We start from the raw sequence: 18,154 nt of genomic DNA on the forward strand, positions 1-18,154 counted from the left end.
TTTACTGCACGGTTACCGGTACGGTACGGACGGTGCCCTGGCTACTGCGGATGGTCGCCGACGGTGCTGCGGTCGGGATCACCGTGGTGCTGTTGCTCACCGTCAAGCGCCAGCGCCCAGTCAGCGGTACCGTGGTACTGCCGAGGGTGACCAGCCCGGTCGGGGTGGTGACCTGTACGGTGATGGTGTTGCCAGTGGTCACCGACGAGGTACCGGAGACGTCCCAGTTGTAACGGTTGTTGGAGCGCGCCGTGACGGTTGCCGCAGTGACCGCGAAGGTCTCTGCGGCAGGCCGTGGCGACACCTGTACGGTGACGGTGGCCGGTGCCGACAGGGCGCCGAGGCTGTCGCGGGCGATGTAGGTGAAGGTGGTTGAGAACGCCGCCGTGACGGAGGCCGGTGGGGTGTAGGTGATCTGACTGCCATCGGTGGTCACGGTGCCGCGTCCGGGTGCCGGCTGGGTGACACTGGCGACTGCCAGAGGGGTGTTGCCTTCGGGGTCTGTATCGTTGAGCAAGACGTTGATCGGCAGTGCGACACCCAGGGTGGCAGCAGTGTCGGCGTTGGCGACGGGCGCCTGGTTTGGCGCGACGTTGACGGTTACGGTCGTAACCTGCGACTTCATCCCTTTGTTGTCCTGGGCACGGTAGGTGAAGGTCGCGGTCATTGGCGCGTTGACCACCGCGGGTGGGGTGTAGACCACTGCGGTGCTGCCGCTCATGGCGACGGTACCCTGGCCGGTGGTGGGTTGGGTGAGGTCGCTGATGCTCAGTGGTACGTTGTTGTCCGGGTCGCTGTCGTTGCTCAGCAGGTTCAGGGTCAGCGGCACGCCGAAGCTGGTGCTGCCCTGGTCGGCTTGAGTCACGGGCGCCTGGTTTTCCGCTTCGACCGGGGCATTGCCGACGATCACTACCGCTTCAGTGTCGCTGCCACCGGCGGCGGACTTGACGGTGACAGTAGCGGGTGGCTGGGTCAGGTCATTGACCGTCAGGGTTTGCACGGTGCCGGACTTGGACAGGCGGCCATAGCCCTGGGCGACCAGGTCTGGGACCTGTACTTCGTCGCTGGAACTGGCTTCGATGCGCAGGCGTTTGTTGGCCCAGTCGTAGCGCGCGGTGGTGACCTTGACCACGTCGCTGAGTTTGCGCGAGAGCGCGGTGGGGCGGTTCACGCCGGTCGGGTCGGTGGCGGTAACCACAATCACCGGAGGCGGTGCGGCGTTGCTCAGGTGGTTGGCGAAGAACAGGCCGTTGTTATCGGCGAGCAAGTTGAACTGGCAAGGCGAAGGCGGTGTGCCCGGCACCAGCGCCAGAGTTTCGCGGAAGCACAGGGTGGCAGTGTTCGGTGCCTTGGCGAACACTTCTACCCGAGTGCCTGCGGAGGTGCGCCGGTAGCTGGCACGTTCCAGTTCTGCAGCAACCTGGCTACGTGCGTCGAGGACTTTGCCGGACACGGTGAACAGGTTGGTCTGGATGGTCCCGGCCGGGCCCTGGATACGCACGAAGTTGGTGTTGAACGGGCTACCGATAACCGCTTCAGTCAAGTTCGGGTCGCCGATGAAGCTTTCAGTGGCGCCGGTGTCCGGGTTGATTTCGGTGTAGGGGCCGCCGACGCCGCGCAGGAACGGGCCGACTGCACCATTGAGCGGGCCGCTGAAAACCCCCGGTGCTCCGATGCCGACGTCGCGGGTGATGTTGATCGCGCGCCGCCCCGGGGTGGTGACGTTAACGGTCTCGACCCCATAAGGGTGGGTGATCACGTAAGTACCGGCTTGCGGAACAGAGACCCGGATACGGATACGGGCGAAACTTTGCTGGTCGCCATCGACCGGGTTTTCGGCGGCGAACGCCGCTTCCAGACCGGCGACATACACGTCCAGTTCATAGCCGCTGTTGCCTACCTCCGGAATCGAGGTTTCCGCCAGGTACCAGAACATCTCTGGTGGCCAGTTGTCCGGGAACACCAATGGCAGTGCATCGTCATACACGCCCGGCTCAGGCAGCAGGGTGCACATGTAAGCTGGCGGTACCGAAACCGGTACCCGCGAGCTTGCTGCCCTTGACTGGCACAGCTCCATCGACAGGTCATTGTGGTCCTGGTACCACATCGGGTAACGCCCGGTGGCCAGGGTATAAGGGCCGGGATCGACCGCTTTGAGGCCGGCCCAGGCACTGCCGGCCAGCGAGAGGGAAAGCCCGGCTGCGCACAGCGCCAGGCGTGGCCAGTTATTCATGCTGCCTCCTGCTACGGGACGTGGCGTAATGATGTTCATGGCACGAGCACCACTTCTTCGCTGTCGCTACCGCCATTGGCGCTGGTCACCGTGACCGTGGCCGGCGGGATTGGCGAGAGCCCGGTGGTGAGCGTCTTGACCGCGCCATTGCCGCTCAGGGTGCCAATGGCCGCGCCGTTGCCGGTGCTGGCAATCAGCGCTGGTGGACTGGTTTCGTCACTGGTCGAGGCGACCAGGGTCAGTTGGCCGGACGCCAGGCTGAACTCGGCGCGCTGGATTACCACCAGGTCGGTCAGCGGCAGGGTCAGGGTGGTCGGCGTGCTGCTGGGAATCGCCAGTTGGTTGTCGGCAGTCACTTGCAGGTTTAGCGGCAACGCCGGGTTCAGCGCCGACTGGGCGTACCAGGCACCGGTGGTATTGGCTTCGGTGAGGTTCAGGTTCGGGGTCTGGCTGATCAGCGTTGCAGTACCTGGAGGCGGTGGCGCCTGCACGAAGACATCTTGCTGGGCGCGCAAATTGCCGTCTTCGCTGTGGCGCGAATAGGTGCTGCGCTGGGCAATTACCGGGGTTGGCCGCACCACCTCCGAGAGCTTGCCGGACACCGAGAACAGTGTGGTGCGCAGGTCCAGGCCGTTTGGCCCTTCGATGCGCACGAAGTTGGTGTTGAACGGGCTGCCGGTTACCGCTTCGTTGAGGTTAGGGTCGCCGATGAAGCGTTCACTGGCACCGGTTTGCGGGTTGGTTTCGGTGTACGGGCCACCTACGCCACGCAGGAACGGGCCGACATCGCCTTTGAGTGCACCGGTGTAGTTTTTCTGCCCGCCGATACCGATATCACGGGTCATGTTGATTGCGCGGCGACCTGCCACCGGTACATCGAAGACTTCGACACCGTAGGGGTGGGTGACGATGTAGGTGCCGGCCGTTGGCACATCGACGCGGATACGCACCCGGGCGAAGCTGACCTGGTCGCCTTCTACGACGTCTTCAGCGGCGAAAGCAGCCTCAATGGCAGTGCCGTAGCTCAGGTCGATGCCACGCGCCGCATCGACAATGGCGGCGTCGGCAGTGAACCAGAACGTCTCGTCGGGGTAGTTGGTGGGGAAGCTGATCGGCTTGGTGTCATCGAACACCCCAGGCGCCGGGTTCAGCACACACATGTACGAGGGCGCACCGGGTGCTCCGGCGACCCGCGAGCTGACCGCCTTGGTCAGACACAGGTCAAGCACCCGGCCGTGGGTGTCCTGATACCAGGCGGCAAAACCGCCGGTGGCCGGCAGGTAAGGGCCGGGGTCGACTTCAAACAACGCGGCCTGGGCCGGCGCCTGAATCAGGCCTGCCAGAATCAGCAAAGCCAGTGGGTGGGGCGTTGGACGGTGCATGAGTGTTCCCTCTTGCAGTGGGGCCCAGGGGCTTGGGTCGTCTGCACAAGGCTCGGCAACTTCCATACCAATATGGCGAAACCCTTATGGGGCCTGGCTTGCAGGAGAATTTGGCGATTTTCAGGGTAATAAATGGCGGGGCCGATGCCCCAGGGTTGGGGGCGATTGGGGGCTGCGCGCGGGGCAACTGAAGGTAACTGGGCTATAACCTAAGAAGTCATTGGCCAGGAGTTCGCGATGGACCTGCAATCACGCCTGGATACACCCCTCATGCACGATGCCTCGAACAGCGAAGCGCCTGTGAAACGTCCCTTCAATTTGTTGCGTTGGTATGCCTTTGTCAGCCTGGCGATCATTCTTTCAGTGGCCGTTGGCCTGGGATTGATCTCCAGCCGTTTCGTCATCAATGAAAGTGTCGAGCGTGACGCGCTGCTCACTGCGCAGTTCATCCAGTCGATTGCTTCGGCCGAAGTACGCCACGTCTCCATCCCCAATGTCCGAACCATGGGCGAGTTGCTGGACCCGCGTCTGGATCAGAGTTTTCCGGACGTCTCGCCGCAAGCGCGGCGCGATGCCCGCGGCGAGTTCCTCGACCATATCGCGCACTTGCCCGACATGCTGCTGGCCAATATCTATGCCCCGGATCGCACGGTGATCTGGTCCAGCAACCCGGCCCTGGTTGGGCGGATGATCGAGTCGGACGAAGACCTTGATCATGCCTTTGAAAACAAAGTACGGGTGTCGGCCAGCTATCACGATGTTGATCAAGCACGCGCCGAACAGAAATTCATCACCCCGCCCGAGCATTTGTTTATCGAGAACTACATCCCCTTGTTTGATGCCGACGGCGAGAATGTCACCGCCATGGTCGAAATCTATAAAGAACCACGTGATTTGATCACGCGCATTGAAAGCGGTTTGCTGATGATCTGGCTGGCCGTCGCGGTCGGTGCGGCGCTGGTCTATGGCGGTTTGTACTGGCTGATGTACCGGGCCAATCGCCATTTGCAGCAGCAGCAAAAACGCCTGATCAACAACGAAACCTTTGTTGCTTTGGGCGAGATGTCTTCGGCAGTGGCGCACAGCTTGCGCAACCCGCTGGCCAGCATTCGCTCCAGTGCCGAGCTGGCCCAGGAGATCGAAGAGGGGCCGGCGCAGAAGAACATCGGTGACATCATCAGTCAGGTCGATCGCATGTCGCACTGGGTGCGGCAATTGTTGCAGTCGTTGCGGCCACTCAATGATGAGGCTCAGGCGGTAGAGCTCGATCGCGTGCTGCAAGACAGCGTGCAAGCGTTCTCGCTGCAGCTCAAACGCCATGGCGTGCAGGTACAGATCGATGCGCTGGGTAATGCCCAGGTATTGAGCCAGCCAGTGTTGCTCGGGCAGATCTTCAACAGCCTGATCGCCAACGCCCTGGAAGCCATGAACGACGGCGGCACGCTGCGCATCGAACTGATTCATCGCAACCGCAAAAACTTGACGTTGCGCTTTTGCGACAGTGGCAAGGGGATGAGCGAGGAGCAGCAACGCATGGCGTTCAAACCGTTCTACACCACCAAGCAGGGCGGGCTGGGGGTAGGGCTGGTATTGGTCAAGCGCATCATGGAGCGCTTCGGTGGCAGCGTGCGGCTGAGCAGCCGGGAGGGCAAGGGCACCTGCGTGCAGTTGAACTTTCGTGTGGCGCGCGAGCCGGTACAGGGTTGAAGGCCCGAATGTGGGGGGATTGTTCCCCCACTTTTGCTAGACGATATGCCGAGAAATCTTTGCTAAGTCATTGAAAATAAGCATGTACATATCTTGAAACAGTTTTGGCTGGGTAATTGCAAATCGACATTACCGGTCTGCCAACACTGGGTGAGAGATCATGAACAAGCGACTGCATTACCCCCTTTGCCTGAGTACCGCTTTGACAGTGCTGCTGGCGGCACAAGTACCCGCCAGCCCGATCGATGATGTCGATCCGCCGGAGCCGAGCGACCCGTCGGCCTACAGCGATGTACCGACGGACCCTGCGGCGGCCTTGAACAACCTGTTGACCCTGCCGGAAGCCAATGTCGGCGCCTTTGACCTGCCTGACGAGGTTGAGGGCGACCGTAGTACACCACGCCAGGAAAACGCCAGGCCGCCGGCGTTGCAGACCTCATTCAATTACCCTACCAACGGCGCGCCGAGCCCGATGTTCGGTGCTCAGCCGTTCAGTCAGCAACTGTTGCTGTTCGAAGAGTTCGGCCCGACCCGCCTGGACCCTACCACCCCGTCGAGCCTGCAGGTGTTTCCTGCCCCGACCACTGGGCCAGCGCCCCAGCAAGACCCACAAAGCATCGCCCGCAGTGCCCCCAGCGGGCCACTGCTCGATGCCTTCCTCAAAGAGCCGGGGCTGACCCCGTTTCCCAGTCAGTACGCCAACGTGGTCGATCGCAACCCCTGGCAAACGCAGATCGAGATGTTCCTGAACCGCCATATCGGCGCCTCGGCCGAAGGGCGGCCGCCGGGAAAAGGCTGGTCGCACCAGCGCTGGAACGAGTTTTACCCGCAGGCGGCGTACAAGACCGTGCAGGCCGGGGCGCGAATCAACGGCGGGCTGCGTGACGCCATGCAAATGCACCATTACAGCGTTGGCGAGTTCGGCCCGGGCGGGTTGTATAACAACACCGCCGGGCAGGCCAATACCCAGGGCACGACCAAGGGGGTCGACACCCGCTTTCACCCCAATATGCCGTTGCAGGATCACAAGTCGTTGTGGACCTTCGACGGCACCCTGCCGGCCAAACTGCTGATGGTGCGTTACGGCCAACCGTTGCTGATGCGTCACTACAACGCCTTGCCAATCGATCCTGCCGCCAACCACGGTTTTGGCTTGCACACCATCAGTACGCACGAACACAACGGCCACTCGCCGGCCGAAAGTGACGGTTACGCCAATGCCTTCTTCTTTCCCGGGCAGTACTACGACTACCGCTGGCCGCTGCAACTGGCCGGTTACGACAGCATCAATACCCGCGCCGAAGACCCGCGTGCAGCGTTCCCCTGCACCCCGGGTGAAAAGCTCTGGGTCAACGATGCCGAGCCCGGGCTCAAGACCTGTAACAACGGCAGTATCCGCATTCGTGGCGACTGGCGCGAAACCATGAGCACCCATTGGTTCCATGACCATATGCTCGATTTCACCGCGCAGAACGTCTACAAGGGCAACGCGGCGATGATGAACTACTACAGCGCGCTGGACCGCGGTAATGAAGCCTTTGAAGACGGCGTCAACCTGCGTCTGCCCAGTGGGTCGGCGTTGTCCTGGGGTAACCGCGACTACGACGTCAACCTGCTGATCGCCGACAAGGCCTGGGGCCAGGACGGCCAGTTGTGGTTCAACCCGTTCAACACCGACGGCTTTCTCGGTGACCAGGTGCTGATCAACTGGCAGTACAAGCCCTTCCTTGACGTGCGCGCGCGCAGCTACCGCCTGCGGATTCTCAATGGCTCGGTGTCGCGCTATTTCAAACTGGCCATGGTGCGTGAAATCAAAGGCTCGGGTGGCGAGTTCCCCGGCCCCAAAGGTTCCGGCGTGTCCTATGCGCGGGTACCGTTTCACATGATCGCCAACGACGGCAACATCATGGAGCACTCGGTGCCGTTTGACGGCAGCATGGACCTCGATGGTGACGGTGACCGGCAGAACCACAATGCGATTCTGCCGACTCAGGGGATTGCCGAACGCTTCGACATCATCGTCAACTTTGCGAAAAACGGCATCAAACCGGGCGACAAACTGTTCCTGATCAACCTCAAGGCGCACGACACCGGCAAAGGCCCGAAAGAGGACATCCCGCTGGCCGATGTGTTGTCGGAGAAGTACCTGGCGGTGATCAAGCAGACCAGCAAAGGCCCGCAGTGGGACAAGGGCGACCCGGCGGTGGGCAAGGTCTTGCAGTTCAATGTCAAAGCCTACAGTGGCCAGGACCTGGCCATGGACCCGGCGGCCTACGAACCGGCGAAACCGGGCAAGGCTGAAGGCAAAGTGATGATCCCGCTGAAGCTGCACCGCGATGCACCGGCTGATCAGGCGCGCCTGGCTCAGGCCCGGCACCGGACCTTTATCTTCGGGCGCTCCGATGGCACTGACCAGGTGCCGTGGACGATCAAGTCCGATGGTGGCCTGGGCTACAACATGGACCCACGCCGACTCAGCGCCGCGCCGCAACTGGCCAGCGGGCCAACGGATGCTGGCTACGCCGGTGTCGGTACCCTGGAGGTGTGGAAGATCCAGAACGGCGGCAATGGCTGGAGTCACCCGGTGCATGTGCACTTTGAGGAGGGCATCATCCTCAGCCGCGGCGGCAAGGCGCCACCGGAATGGGAAAAATGGGCGCGCAAGGACGTCTACCGTATCGGCAACGAGAACGATGGCCTGGACAACGTCGAGGTGGCAATCAACTTCCGCGAGTTTGCCGGTACCTACATGGAGCACTGTCACAACACCCAGCATGAGGACAACTCCATGCTGCTGCGCTGGGACATTGACCACCCCGGCCAACTGCAGTTGATGCCCACACCTTTACCCAGCTGGGATGGCGTCAAGTACATCAACTCCGCTGCGCTGCCGACCTGGCGTAGTGGTGATGGCAAAGGCCCGCAAGTCCAATTAAGCAAATAGCCAACGGGGGTGATCATGCGGCGATTGACTGTCTGGCTTGGTACCGTCGTGCTGTGCTGGGCCCTCCAGGGCCTGGCGCAGGAGGCCACGCCTTGGGGCGCAGGGTATTTTCCCAACACCGCACTGACCGATCAGGACGGTCAAGAAGTGCACTTTTTTGATGACCTGATCAAAGACAAAGTGGTGGTGATCAACTTCATCTTCACCGGCTGCGGCGACTCCTGTCCGCTGGAAACCGCACGCTTGCGCCAGGTCCAGCAACTGTTGGGCGATCGGGTGGGGCGTGATGTGTTTTTCTACTCGATCAGCATTGACCCGCTCAGTGATACCCCCGAGGTGCTCAAGGCCTACGCGGCACGCTTCAAGGTTGGGCCAGGCTGGCGCTTCCTGACCGGCGACAAAGACCAGATCGACGAACTGCGCCGCCGTCTGGGGCTGTTCATCGAAGGGGTCGACAATGGCCGCAGCCGCGACCACAACCTCAGCCTGATTGTCGGCAATCAGGCCACTGGGCGCTGGATGAAGGCTTCACCGTTTGAAAACCCCTGGATCCTCGCCGATCAACTGGCCAACAGCCTGCAGAACTGGAAAACCCCCAGCAGCGAGCAAAGCTATGCCCTGGCCCCGGAGATTCGCCCACCCAGCAGTGGTGAGGAGTTGTTCAGAACCCGTTGTGCGGCCTGCCACAGCCTAGGCCCGGAGGATGGCCAGGGCACCGGTATGCGCAGCGTTGGCCCAGACCTGCTGGGCGTCACCCAACGCCGCGAGCGGGCCTGGCTCAGCCGCTGGATTCGTGAGCCCGATCGCATGCTGGCCGAGCGTGAGGCAGTGGCCGTGGCGCTGTACGAGCAGTACAACCGCGTGGCCATGCCCAACCTGCGTTTGAATCATCAGGATGCTGACAATTTGATTGAATTCCTCGAGCAGGAAAGCCGGCGTCAAGGGGCGCAGGAACAAGCCCGCGCAGGGCAGGCTGGGGGTACTGCTGCACAGTAGAGGCAAAATACTATCAGTGGGCCAGCAACCATTAGAATTGATTTGAAACACCTGCACCTGGCTGGGCTATAAGTTTTAAATAAAAAACAGCCCGCCAGGAAACCCCCGATGCAGGTGCTGAACACGAAACAGGCCGATGAGGGCCGCGACACCCCAGCTGGAACGGATCGGACCTTGCGCGAATTCAACTTGCTGCGCTGGTTTTCGGTGGTCAGTCTGTTGATCATTGCCTCGGTGGCGGTGGGCCTGGGCTATGTTTCGACGCAGTTCGTGGTCAACGACAGCGTCGAGCGCGATGCCATGCTCACTGCCCAGTTCATCCAGGCGATGGCCAAGGCCGAGGTGCGCCATTCGCAAATCCCGCCCGGCACCACCATGGCGCAATTGCTGGATCCGCGTATGGACAAACAGCACCCGGGGGTCAGCGCCGACCTCGCGGCGTCCACTCGTATCGAGTTTCTCGACCACGTCGAGCACCTGCCAGACACCTTGCTGACCAACGTCTACGCCCTGGACCGGACCATTGTCTGGTCGACCAACCCGTTGCTGATTGGCCAGAAGATTGTCGGTGACGACGACCTCGATGAGTCGTTCAACTCGCAAGTGCCGGTGTCAGCCAGCTACCACAAAGCCGATGAAGAACGTGAGGAACAGAAGTTTCAACGCGAGCCCGAGTACCTGTTCATCGAGAACTACATCCCCATGTTCGATGACAGCGGCACCAAAGTGCTGTCGATGGTGGAGGTGTACAAAGAGCCTCAGGACCTGATCCGGCGTATTCAGCGTGGCTATGTGCTGATCTGGACCTCAACCCTGCTGGGCGGCGCCCTGATCTACTTTGGCTTGTTCTGGATTGTGCGTCGCGCGGCGAGCCTGTTGCAGGCCCAGCAAGCGAAGCTGGTGGCCAGTGAAACCTTTGTGGCCCTGGGCGAGATGTCTTCGGCGGTGGCCCACAGTTTGCGTAACCCCCTGGCAACCATCCGCTCCAGCGCCGAGCTGGCGCAGGACATTGCCAGCGAACGCTCGCAGAAAAATATTGGCGACATCATCAGTCAGGTTGACCGTATGTCGCGTTGGGTCCGTGAGCTACTGGTGTCATTGCGGCCATTGAAGGACGATGCCGAAGCGGTTGACCTCAGCGCAGCGGTTGAAGATGCCTGCAGCGCCTACGCCCAGCAGATCGAGCGCAACAAGGTGCAATTGCAGGTCAGTGCGCCGCCTTCGGTATGGGTGGTGAGCCAACCGGTGTTACTCACGCAGATCCTCAATAGCCTGTTTTCCAACGCGCTTGAGGCCATGCCAGGGGGCGGGCGGCTGACCCTGGAAGTGCGTGAGTTGCAGGAGCAGAACGAAGTCCAGCTAACCTTGACCGATACCGGCAAGGGCATGAGCCAGCAGCAGGAACGCATGGTTTTCAAGCCTTTTTTCACCACCAAGCAGGGTGGCCTGGGCGTCGGTCTGGTGTTGGTCAAACGAATAATGGAGCGTTTCGGCGGTGCGGTCAGCCTGACCAGCCGCGAAGAGGAAGGAACCCGCGTAAGCCTGACTTTCAATGTTGCAGCGGGAGGGGATCATGGAGCACAGCATCCTGGTGGTGGAGGATGATGAAATCCTGGCGGAAAATATTCAGACTTATCTGGAACGCAAGGGTTTTGAGGTCACCGTCTGCCATAGTGCCGAACAAGCGCTGGAGCAACTGTCGCAGTGTCAACCCGATGCGGTGTTGACCGACAACTCGTTGCCGGGCATGAGCGGTCATGAACTGATCAAGGCGTTAGCGGAGCGTGCGCCAGAGCTTAAGGTGATCATGATGACTGGCTATGGCAACGTCGAAGATGCCGTACTGGCGATGAAGGAGGGGGCTTTTCATTACCTGACCAAACCGGTGGTGCTGGCCGAGCTCAAGCTGATGCTCGACAAGGCCCTGGCCACTGAGCGCATGGAGCGCACGCTGACGTTCTACCAGGAGCGCGAAGCGCACAAATTCGGTGGCCAATCGCTGATCGGCGAGTCGCCAGCCATGCTTGGCCTCAAGCACACGCTGACGCAATTGCTCAATGCTGAGCAGCGCATGTCCAGTGGTGACCTGCCACCGGTGTTGGTCGAAGGCGAAACCGGTACCGGCAAGGAACTGGTGGCACGTGCCCTGCATTACGACGGTGCTCGCAGCAAGGGGCCGTTCATTGAATTCAACTGCGCTTCGATTCCGGCCAACCTGTTGGAAGCTGAGCTGTTCGGTCATGAAAAGGGCGCCTTTACCGACGCCAAAGACCGGCGGGTCGGGCTGGTGGAGGCGGCGGATGGCGGCACCCTGTTTCTCGACGAGATCGGCGAAATGGACCTGCTGCTGCAGGCCAAGCTGCTGAAACTGCTGGAAGACCGCACGATTCGCCGCATCGGTGCGGTCAAGGAGCGCAAGGTTGACTTGCGCATCATCAGCGCGACCAACTGCAACCTCGAGCAAATGGTGCAGCAGGGCAAGTTTCGTCGCGACTTGTTCTTTCGTCTGCGCATCATCTCGATCAAGGTGCCCAGGTTGTATGCCCGAGGTGAAGACATCCTGTTACTGGCCCGGCATTTTCTCGCCCTGCACGGCAAGCGCTACGGTAAAACGCATTTGTATTTCAGCCCCGAGGCCGAGGAACTGCTGCTCAATTACAGTTGGCCGGGCAACGTGCGCGAGCTGCGCAACATGCTTGAGCAAACTGTGTTGCTTGCGCCGAGCGAAGAAATTGCGCCGCACCAGCTCAATGTCTGCATGAGTCTGGTCGATGAACCCTTTGAGCTGCCGACAGCGGTGTTGCCCCATGAAATCAATGGCACCGGGGATGTCCCTACGTCTACCAGCCTGCCTGAGGTGGAGCGGGAAATGGTGCGTAAAATGCTCGACCGCACGGATTGGAACGTCACCAAGTCGGCCCGCCTGCTGGGGCTGAGCCGTGACATGTTGCGTTACCGCATCGAGAAGCTCGGGCTGAGCCGGCCAGATAAACGTCAGTGGTAAGTGCCTGCGGCCGCCCTCGGTATGCGCCGAGGGGGCCGCGATCACTCACGGCCGCGCATGAAGAAGCCTGCCACGTACTTGCGGAAGGTTTCCAGGCTTTTGAAGTCGGCATAGCGCTTGAAGGTTTCGCCTTCAGGTTCTGGCCCCAGCGGTTGTGCCGTCAGCGACACCGACAGGACGCGGTCCTGGTCGGCGCTGAGCACCAACGCATCGGTGCCCTGGCCGCCAATCACCGGGCGGCGCAGGATCACCTTCACGCCTTTGCTGGCCATCCAGTCGATCAGCGAAATGAGCATCTTTAGCGGCTCACGTTCTTCATCACGGTACACCGGGAAAAAATGCCCGCGTGACAACACCGGGACGCTGGCAACATGAATCAGCTCATAGAACTGGCTGCCGGCGCTGGCCGGTGAATAGATGGCCAGGGCCAGCAATGGCCCGGAGGTTTTACTGCCGCCCCACAACAGGTGGTGGCCCTGGAAATCGAATCCGTCATCGCTGCGATCGTTGTAGACCTTGCGTGCCTTGAACTGACTGACGCAGTCGAGCATCAGGCCATAGCGGCGATGGTTGCCGAAGGCACTGGAGTCGCGCAGACGTGCCTTGAGCATCATCATGTGCTTCATGTCCAGGCGGGTTTCCAGGTAGTTGCTGGCAGGTACCCGCTCAATCAACGGATAACGGCTGGCGACACTGCGCAGTTCGGCAAATTGCCCGCTGAGGTCTTTCTTCAGGTGCGTGGCATAGACGTTCAAGCCACCGGCTTCGACCCAGGTCAGCAGCAATGACAGCAAGCGCTGTTGTTCGCGTTTCTCGCCACCTTCAGCCGGTTCGCCCGTGGTGCCTGCAGCGCTGCGGCGAAAGTCGCTGAGCAGGCGCAACGGGGTGTCGGGAGGCAACCAGGCGGCTGGCGCAACGTCGGTGTCTTGCGGGCGGGCAGTTTCCCGCTCGTCTTTGATGAAGGCGCAGTCAGGCGCATGCTCGGCGGTGCCGGGGTTATTCTTCAAGAACAGCGTGCCGGTGTTGCCATTGAGATTGACATTGAGCACCGGCAACGCGCGCGGCTGGCAATCGCAGGCCAGCCAATGCCCGTCGGCGCGAATCTTCAGCAGCAACTGATTGGCCTGCAACAGGCGCGGACCTGCCAGCGTGCCCTGGACGAAGCCACTCAGCAGTTCATCCTCGGCAGGCGTCAGGGTGCGCACCAGCACGGCATTTTTTTCAATAATTCGCATGGCAGTCCTTAGCGGCAAGCTTCAAGCTGCAAGCGCAGTTGTACACGTGCTTGCAGCTTGCAGCTTAACGCTTTCAACTTCCAGCAAACAGCTTGGCAGCGCGGGCGCGGATTTCTTCTACCGAGACATCCTCGACGTGCGAGGAGATGAACCAGAGATTGCCGAACGGGTCTTTCAGGGTGCCACTGCGGTCACCGTAGAACTGGTTCTCCACGGCCCTGAGTTCGGTAGCGCCGGCCTTGATGGCCTGGGCAAAACGGGCATCGACATCCTCGACATACAGGTGCAGGCCGATGGCCGCGCCGCCGAGCGACTGGCTGCTGACCAGGCCGCCTTCCATATCGCACGGGTCGGCCAGCATCAGCGACGAATCACCGATTTTCAACTCGGCATGGCCGATACGGCCATCCGGTCCTTCCAGTCGGAACATCTCGACTGCGCCGAACGCAGCTTTGTAGAACTCGATGGCCTTACCGGCATCTTTGATGCCCAGGTAAGGGGTGATGCTGTGTTGTCCTTCGGGGATTGGTTTGACGGCCATTTTGTAGATCCTCCTTAGCGCGCCGCGAAGTGGAGGGCGCGAAACTGTATATTTGTACAGTTTCGCGGGTTCGGCAAATCAAAATCCGCGGCGCTGGACGGACGGCAGTCAGAAGATGTAATCGGTGGTCAGGAAACTTGAGTCACGGTTGCGGATGATCTCGCTGATCAACTGCTTGTTGGCCTCCTGGAATTTGGTGGCCACCAAGGTGCGGATCGAGAACACGCGCAATGCGTCATGCACGGACAAGGTGCCTTCGGCGGAGTTCTTGCGGCCGTTGAACGGGTAGGTGTCGGGCCCGCGCTGGCATTGGGCGTTGAGGTTGATACGCCCGACCTGGTTGGCGAAGGTGTCGACCAGGCGTCCGACTTCGGCTGGGTTGGTGCCAAAAATACTCAACTGCTGACCGAAGTCGGAGTCCAGCACATAGTCGATGACGGTGCTCAGGTCGCGGTAGGGCACCACCGGCACCACAGGGCCGAACTGTTCTTCCTGGTACACACGCATCTGCGCGCTGACCGGGTAGAGCAGGGCGGGGTAGAAGAACGAGCCACGGCTGCTGCCGCCCCCCTCATTGAGCACCCGCGCGCCTTTTTCCACCGCGTCGGCGACCAGGCCGTTGAGGTAGTCGATTTTGCCGGCTTCGGGCAGTGGCGTCAGGCTCACACCCGGCTCCCAGGGCATGCCTGGTTTGAGCGCGGCCAGCTTGCGCTGGAATTTGTCGAGAAAGGCCGCTACCACCTGCTCGTGGACGAACAGAATCTTCAACGCTGTGCAACGCTGGCCGTTGAACGACAGGGCACCGGTGACGGCTTCGCTGACGGCGTTGTCCAGATCGACTTCCGGCAACACAATCCCCGGGTTTTTGGCGTCCAGACCGAGGGCGGCGCGCAGCCGATGTGGCCGTGGGTGAAGTTTTTTCAGGTCGCTGGCGGCCTTGTTGGTACCGATAAAGGCGAACACATCAATCTTGCCGCTGGCCATCAAGGCGCTGACGGTTTCGCGGCCGCGGCCATAGATAACGTTGATCACCCCGGCCGGAAAACTGTCGCGGAACGCTTCCAGCAGCGGACGAATCAACAGCACGCCGAACTTGGCCGGTTTGAATACCACGGTGTTGCCCATGATCAGGGCCGGAATCAAGGTGGTGAAGGTTTCGTTCAGCGGGTAGTTGTACGGCCCCATGCACAACGCCACACCCAGCGGTGCGCGGCGGATCTGGCCGAGGGTGTCCTGCTCGAGCTCGAAGCGGCTGGAGCGCCGGTCGAGTTCCTTGAGGGCATTGATGGTGTCGACGATGTAGTCGCAGGTGCGGTCGAACTCTTTCTCCGAGTCTTTGAGGTTTTTGCCGATTTCCCACATCAGCAGTTTGACCACGGCCTCACGTTGTTCACGCATTTTTTTCAGAAAGGTTTCGACATGCTGGATACGCTCGGCGACCCGCATGGTTGGCCATAGGCCGCGACCTTTGTCATAGGCGTGTACCGCCGCATCGAGGGCGGTGAGGGCGGTGTCGGCATCGAGCAGTGGTGCACTGCCGAGGATCACTTGCCGTTCCTCATTGCCCTCTTTGAGCCAGACCGGGCTGCGTACCGTCGCCAGTGGCCCGTCCCAACGTTCTAACTGGCCATTCACCAGGTACTCGCGTTGCTCCAGAGGCTCGCCCAGGCGGTAGGCCTCGGGGATCTCGTTGGCAGTGGGAAACAGCGAATCGAGCAGACGGTCCATGGGCGCAGCACCTCTTTTTCTGTGATGGGTGAAACGTTTCAGTTCGAGCATAACGCCAGCCTGCTAAAAAAAGCCAGCCTCACTCAATATTGTTCCGTGAATGCCGATAAAGCAGTAATCCGCCGCGAATAATGGACCTATGAGCTCGAGAATTCTCGCCCTTGGTAATAAATGGGTCCTGCCTGCGTCCCTGGGCATCACCCTCAATCGCTTGTTGCCGATCGGCTTTGCGCTGATTGGCATTGGCTTTTCCGTGGCCCTGGGGCGTCTGGATGTGCAGCGCCAGGAAAGCGAATTGGTGGCCAACGCGGCGGCGCGGCTCTCGGGTGTGCGCGCGGCGCTGGAAGCACAGTTGCGTTCGGCGTTTGGTGAAACCGAAGGCATTGCGCAGTTGCTCAGCGCCGACGGGCAGATCAGTTCCGAGCACTTTCGTGACATGGCGCGTCAGGCGATGGCCTCGGTGCCGCATATCCGCCACGTTTCCCTGGCCCCGGGCGATGTGATTGCCGATGTCTACCCGTTGACTGGCAACCGCAGTGTCATCGGCCTTGACTACCGGCGGTTGCCCGACCAATACCCCATGCTGCAACGTGCGCGCGACCATTACAGTCCGGTGCTGGCCGGCCCGGTGCAGCTGTATCAGGGCGGGCGCGGGCTGATCTACCGGCGACCGGTGTTTCTCAAGGGACACAAGGGCGTGAAGATGTACTGGGGCAATGTCTCGATCGTTGCCGACATTGACCGCTTGCTCAGTGCCGCTGGCCTGGATCTGGACCCAGGGTTCGAGATGGCGCTGCGTGGCGCGGATGGTCAGGGTTCGGCGGGCGGAATGATCTGGGGTGACCCGAACCTGTTCGACGAACATGCCGTCACCGTGAATGTCGATGTGCCGGGCGGGCTCTGGCAACTGGCCGCGCGCCCGTTGGGTGGCTGGCCGTCGATGAGCCTGTTCGCCTCGCCGCTGTTTCTGTTTGCCTTGACCTGCACCGGCTTGTTCAGTGTGTTCGTCGCTCAGCTCAACCGCAGCAATCGCCTGATTCATTTGCGCAACCATGAACTCAAACAATCGCAGGCGCAATTGGAGCGGCTCGCGCATTTTGACTTGATCACCGGCCTGCCTAACCGGGTGTTGTTCAATCAGCGCCTGACACAGGCGATCGGTGGCGACAAGCCGTTGGCGGTGCTGGTGCTGGACATCGACGGCTTCAAACAGGTCAATGACAGCCTTGGGCATCCGATGGGCGATCTGTTGCTGCAACAGGCCACGGCGCGTTTCGTGCAATTGGTCGATGATCAGGATGGCCTGTGCCGCCTGGGTGGCGATGAGTTTGCCTTCTTTCTAACCGGTGCCGAACAGGTGTGTATCGAGCAGGTGCAAGGCCTGTTGCAAGCGCTGCAGCTGCCGTTCGAACTCAACGGTAACGCCGCATTGGTCACCGGCAGCATTGGCCTGGCCTGGTGCCCCGAACATGGTCAGAGCAGCGATCGTTTGCTGCGCCATGCCGACACCGCCATGTACGCGGCCAAAGAGAGCGGGCGCAATGCCTGGCGCTTGTATCACCCCGACATGACCCTGCGCTTGCAGGCACAGCTGTCGTTGGAGCACAACCTGCGCAGGGCCCTGAAAAGCAATGAGTTCGAGTTGTGGTACCAACCCAAGATCGATTTGTTCAGTGGCCGCGTCAAAGGCGCTGAAGCGCTGTTACGTTGGCGCGACCCGCAGCATGGCCTGGTGTCGCCGGCGCAGTTCATTCCGCTGGCCGAACGCACGGGGCTGATCATCCCCTTGGGTGAAAAAGTGCTCGATCTTGCCTGCGCACAGATCGCCGCCTGGCGTGCCGCCGACTGTTTGCCGGGACCGGTGGCAATCAACGTTGCGGCCTTGCAGATTGAGCGCAGTGACTATGTAGCCAGCCTGTCGCAGATGCTTAAACGCTACGATTTGCCCGCTAACCTGCTGGAGGTGGAAATCACCGAAAGCCTGCTGATGGAAAGCCAGCAACAGGCCTGCGCGGCCCTGGCGCAATTGCAGGCCATGGGGGTGGCGACTGCCGTGGACGACTTCGGCACTGGCTACTCATCGCTGGCTTATTTGAAGTCCTTACCCATCGATCATTTGAAAATCGATCGGGCTTTCATCAAGGACTTGCCCGGTGATGATGACGCGGTGGCCATTACCCGCGCAATCATCGACTTGGGGCACGCCCTGGGCTTTCGCATCACTGCCGAAGGCATCGAGACCCTGGCTCAGTATCAGTTCCTGCGCAATGCCGGATGTGATCAGGGCCAGGGCTTTTTGATGGGGCGACCGATGCCTGCCGAGGCGCTGCAGGCCTGGTTACAGGATCACCAGACCTGGCAGCTGCAACCCTGCAACTGACGAT

At 60.9% G+C, this 18,154-nt stretch carries 11 protein-coding genes; 6 read left to right on the forward strand and 5 right to left on the reverse strand.

Features of this window, described 5'->3' with window-relative positions:
• Position 1 precedes the first annotated feature (1 nt).
• Positions 2 to 2,233: an Ig-like domain-containing protein gene (locus tag ACVWSC_RS12430; protein WP_442113927.1), complete on the reverse strand. Its 2,232-nt coding sequence runs from the start codon at positions 2,231 to 2,233 to the stop codon at positions 2 to 4.
• 35 nt (positions 2,234 to 2,268) lie between these two features.
• Entirely contained in the window at positions 2,269 to 3,615 is a 1,347-nt protein-coding gene (locus ACVWSC_RS12435) for a hypothetical protein (RefSeq protein ID WP_442113928.1), read from the reverse strand.
• Positions 3,616 to 3,852: 237 nt separating this feature from the next.
• Here ACVWSC_RS12435 and ACVWSC_RS12440 point away from each other — a divergent pair, with 237 nt between their 5' ends.
• The 5 genes from ACVWSC_RS12440 (at position 3,853) to ACVWSC_RS12460 (ending at position 12,266) form a co-directional block, all read left to right on the forward strand.
• Positions 3,853 to 5,322, forward strand: a complete 1,470-nt coding sequence (locus ACVWSC_RS12440) for a sensor histidine kinase (RefSeq protein ID WP_442113929.1) — start codon at positions 3,853 to 3,855, stop codon at positions 5,320 to 5,322.
• 160 nt (positions 5,323 to 5,482) lie between these two features.
• Entirely contained in the window at positions 5,483 to 8,266 is a 2,784-nt protein-coding gene (locus ACVWSC_RS12445) for a multicopper oxidase domain-containing protein (RefSeq protein ID WP_442113930.1), read from the forward strand.
• 15 nt (positions 8,267 to 8,281) lie between these two features.
• Complete coding sequence (locus ACVWSC_RS12450; protein ID WP_442113931.1) at positions 8,282 to 9,262, forward strand: SCO family protein; 981 nt, start codon at positions 8,282 to 8,284, stop codon at positions 9,260 to 9,262.
• A 108-nt stretch (positions 9,263 to 9,370) separates the two neighbouring features.
• The gene (locus tag ACVWSC_RS12455) at positions 9,371 to 10,867 is read left to right on the forward strand and encodes a sensor histidine kinase (protein ID WP_442113932.1); all 1,497 of its coding nucleotides are present in this window, start codon (positions 9,371 to 9,373) and stop codon (positions 10,865 to 10,867) included.
• A complete protein-coding gene (locus ACVWSC_RS12460) occupies positions 10,836 to 12,266 on the forward strand; it encodes a sigma-54-dependent transcriptional regulator (RefSeq protein WP_442113933.1) in 1,431 nt (476 codons plus the stop codon). Before ACVWSC_RS12455 ends, ACVWSC_RS12460 begins: the two co-directional genes overlap by 32 nt.
• A 41-nt stretch (positions 12,267 to 12,307) precedes the next feature.
• Here ACVWSC_RS12460 and ACVWSC_RS12465 read toward each other — a convergent pair whose 3' ends face one another.
• From ACVWSC_RS12465 to ACVWSC_RS12475, 3 genes are all read right to left on the reverse strand, one after another.
• Entirely contained in the window at positions 12,308 to 13,501 is a 1,194-nt protein-coding gene (locus tag ACVWSC_RS12465; RefSeq protein WP_442113934.1) for a hypothetical protein, read from the reverse strand.
• 73 nt (positions 13,502 to 13,574) lie between these two features.
• Positions 13,575 to 14,042 carry a VOC family protein gene (locus ACVWSC_RS12470; protein ID WP_442113935.1) on the reverse strand — a complete coding sequence of 156 codons (468 nt, stop codon included), beginning with the start codon at positions 14,040 to 14,042 and terminating at the stop codon, positions 13,575 to 13,577.
• A 108-nt stretch (positions 14,043 to 14,150) separates the two neighbouring features.
• Entirely contained in the window at positions 14,151 to 15,770 is a 1,620-nt protein-coding gene (locus ACVWSC_RS12475; RefSeq protein WP_442113936.1) for an NADP-dependent glyceraldehyde-3-phosphate dehydrogenase, read from the reverse strand.
• Between the two features lie 139 nt (positions 15,771 to 15,909).
• On the opposite strand from ACVWSC_RS12475, the gene ACVWSC_RS12480 reads away from it, so the two are divergent.
• Positions 15,910 to 18,150 (forward strand): putative bifunctional diguanylate cyclase/phosphodiesterase, encoded by a 2,241-nt coding sequence (locus ACVWSC_RS12480; protein ID WP_442113937.1) that lies wholly within the window; start codon positions 15,910 to 15,912, stop codon positions 18,148 to 18,150.
• Positions 18,151 to 18,154: the final 4 nt, after the last annotated feature.

Source organism: Pseudomonas sp. NUPR-002 (genome assembly GCF_056322725.1).

Bases quoted from the DNA above. Each gene is read 5' to 3' on its own strand.
- ACVWSC_RS12430 (WP_442113927.1), bottom strand. From the start codon at position 2,233: ATGAATAACTGGCCACGCCTGGCGCTGTGCGCAGCCGGGCTTTCCCTC.
- ACVWSC_RS12435 (WP_442113928.1), bottom strand. From the start codon at position 3,615: ATGCACCGTCCAACGCCCCACCCACTGGCTTTGCTGATTCTGGCAGGC.
- ACVWSC_RS12440 (WP_442113929.1), top strand. From the start codon at position 3,853: ATGGACCTGCAATCACGCCTGGATACACCCCTCATGCACGATGCCTCG.
- ACVWSC_RS12445 (WP_442113930.1), top strand. From the start codon at position 5,483: ATGAACAAGCGACTGCATTACCCCCTTTGCCTGAGTACCGCTTTGACA.
- ACVWSC_RS12450 (WP_442113931.1), top strand. From the start codon at position 8,282: ATGCGGCGATTGACTGTCTGGCTTGGTACCGTCGTGCTGTGCTGGGCC.
- ACVWSC_RS12455 (WP_442113932.1), top strand. From the start codon at position 9,371: ATGCAGGTGCTGAACACGAAACAGGCCGATGAGGGCCGCGACACCCCA.
- ACVWSC_RS12460 (WP_442113933.1), top strand. From the start codon at position 10,836: ATGGAGCACAGCATCCTGGTGGTGGAGGATGATGAAATCCTGGCGGAA.
- ACVWSC_RS12465 (WP_442113934.1), bottom strand. From the start codon at position 13,501: ATGCGAATTATTGAAAAAAATGCCGTGCTGGTGCGCACCCTGACGCCT.
- ACVWSC_RS12470 (WP_442113935.1), bottom strand. From the start codon at position 14,042: ATGGCCGTCAAACCAATCCCCGAAGGACAACACAGCATCACCCCTTAC.
- ACVWSC_RS12475 (WP_442113936.1), bottom strand. From the start codon at position 15,770: ATGGACCGTCTGCTCGATTCGCTGTTTCCCACTGCCAACGAGATCCCC.
- ACVWSC_RS12480 (WP_442113937.1), top strand. From the start codon at position 15,910: ATGAGCTCGAGAATTCTCGCCCTTGGTAATAAATGGGTCCTGCCTGCG.